This window comes from Bacillus sp. T2.9-1, assembly GCF_950097965.1.
Taxonomy (GTDB): domain Bacteria; phylum Bacillota; class Bacilli; order Bacillales; family Cytobacillaceae; genus Niallia; species Niallia hominis.
On the sequence record NZ_CATNHG010000032.1, the window covers coordinates 1 to 2517 of the forward strand.

Below are 2517 nucleotides of genomic sequence, written 5' to 3' on the forward strand. Positions count from 1 at the left end.
TCACTAGTGTTGCATTAATTTAAATTCACTATTAAAAATACTCAAAATGTTCAATATTATTATTTTGTGCAAAGAAAAAGTCCTTTATAATGGATTAGTCAGGTGGTAACCCGTCCAAATCCACTAAAAAAGGACCAACACATGGACAAGATTACACGAAAAACTTCATTTGGACAATGGTTTTCACCTATAAATCTTCAATTATTTGAAGAAAACGTGAAAACGATGAAATTAGATTACTATACGAAAAAATTAACGACAGAGTCATTTCTAAAATTACTACTTTTTGCGCAGCTACAAGAAATTGAAAGTCTGCATGCGCTGGGTGATTGTCTTTTCGATAACCAGCTTCAAAAAGGGATAGACCTTGATTCTATTAGTATTTCTCAGTTGTCACGGCGGTTAAACGGCATAAACCCTGACCTATTTCAAAGGCTTTTCCTTGATTTAGTGTCACAAATTCATGCCAAAACGCATTACACGAAACTCGTGATGCCGTTAAAAATCATTGATTCAAGCACATTGCCACTTAATTTGACCAATCATAAATGGGCTAAATTCCGCAAAACAAAAGCAGGTGTAAAGTTACATTTGCGCCTTGTGTTTATGGAAAAGGGTATATCCTATCCTGAAAAGGTCGTTATGACAACGGCAAAAGAACATGACCGTGGTCAGCTTGAAATCATGGTGGATGACAAGGAATGCATGTATGTGTTTGACCGTGGTTATCTAGACTACGAGCGCTTTGATCGCATGACTGATGATGGCTACTTCTTTCTTTCACGGCTACGCAAAAATGCAGTCATACGGAACGTTTACGATTTTAAGCTACCCAAGGATACAGCTGTTTTATCAGACCAAATGGTGTTGATAGGTACGACTCAAAACCGTGCTGAAAATTACTTTCGGCTTCTAAAAGTAATTGACTCAAAAGGAAATGAACTTCATTTAATTACAAATCGTTTTGATTTAAGCGCCGAAGAAATTTCAGAAATGTATAAATCACGGTGGGCAATTGAGCTGTTTTTTAAATGGATCAAACAACATCTCAGCATCAAAAAGTTCTACGGTCAAAGCGAATGGGCGATTCAAAATCAAGTATTTATCGCACTAATTGTTTTTTGCCTACATGTTCTCGTACAAATCGAGACCAGAAGCAAGCGAAAAACCTTACAGATTAGCCGTTATCTAAGGGCTGCATTGTGGAAACCAGCGAATGTTTGGCTTCGAAAGATTGAAGGAAAAGCCATCCCTTAAATATGCAAATTGTCGTCGTTGCAAAAGTCTAATTGTAAATAAATTTCCAAATGGATGGGGCCACCTTTGATTGGGTATTTACTTTTTTGCCTCTAAACAGGGAAGGTGAGTAAACTGAAAATTATGACACTATTTATGCAACACTAGTGAAATATATTGGTATTTGTTATGGATTACCAGGTGTCGGAAAAACATTGTCATCAAGATATTATTCAAATTGGGATTCCATTGAAAAGCAAATAGCTTATAAAAAAGCAAACGAAATTGGCCTAAGCGCAAATGAAAAGATACTCGAAGCTAGAACAATTTTTTATACAGCTCCAGCAGTACGAGCGACTAAAATGACTGATCAGATCCGTTCTATTGGAATTAGAATGAATATGGTTAGAACTATGTATAAGGTACTTACTAAAGGAGAAGAAGAAAATTACTCCACCAATGCTTTTGAAGATATCGACTTGATTATTGTTGATGAAATAGATCGACTAAAAGTGCAAAATTTAGAACAACTTAGGGATATCTATGATCGAAATAATATAGCGATGATATTAATTGGAATGCCTGGCATTGAGAAGCGATTAGCTCGATATCCCCAACTCTACTCTAGAATTGGGTTTGCTCATGAGTTTGATAAACTAAGTAAGGATGAAACTCATCATATCTTGGAGTATAAATGGGAAGAATTAGGGCTCTCTGTAAAGCTTGAGGATTTTTCTGATTATGAAGCAATAACCAGTATAATAAAGATTACTGGTGGAAATTTTAGGCTCATACAAAGACTGTTCACCCAGATTGAAAGAATACTTGAAATTAATAAGCTTGAAACGATAACAACAGAAGTTGTTGAAGCCGCACGGGATAGCCTAGTAATCGGAATAAAGTAAATGTAAAAAAACTTTCACCCGATTGTACCATTGGGTGCTATTCCGAAGTAATGATAAAGGTCCAATTTCTAAATTTTAATGTTAAGAAATTGGGCTTTTTATATTTACTTATAGTGCAAAATAGCACTTAAAATAGGTGCAAAATAACTCTTAAAGTGACAATCATAGTTAAGAGTGTCTCATAAGACTTGTCTCAAAAACGAGGTGAAATTTTGCAGAAAATCGGTTATGTACGCGTCAGTTCGACTAGCCAAAATCCTTCAAGGCAATTTCGGCAATTGAACGAAATTGGAATGGATATTATTTATGAAGAAAAAATTTCAGGAGCCACAAAAGATCGTGAACAACTTCAAAAAATGTTAGAGGATTTACAGGA

At 35.4% G+C, this 2517-nt stretch carries 3 protein-coding genes; all 3 read left to right on the forward strand.

Going from position 1 to position 2517, the window contains the following annotated elements:
* Nucleotides 1-141: 141 nt before the first annotated feature.
* Nucleotides 142-1257 carry an IS4 family transposase gene (locus tag QQZ16_RS03095; RefSeq protein WP_235252778.1) on the forward strand — a complete coding sequence of 372 codons (1116 nt, stop codon included), beginning with the start codon at nt 142-144 and terminating at the stop codon, nt 1255-1257.
* Between the two features lie 146 nt (nt 1258-1403).
* Entirely contained in the window at nt 1404-2141 is a 738-nt protein-coding gene (locus QQZ16_RS03100) for an AAA family ATPase (protein ID WP_328284036.1), read from the forward strand.
* 212 nt (nt 2142-2353) lie between these two features.
* On the forward strand, nt 2354-2517 hold a 164-nt coding region (locus QQZ16_RS03105), incomplete at its 3' end, for a recombinase family protein (RefSeq protein WP_284561087.1).

What these genes read in the sequence shown, in the direction of transcription:
- QQZ16_RS03095 (WP_235252778.1), top strand. Translation starts at nt 142, where the DNA reads ATGGACAAGATTACACGAAAAACTTCATTTGGACAATGGTTTTCACCT.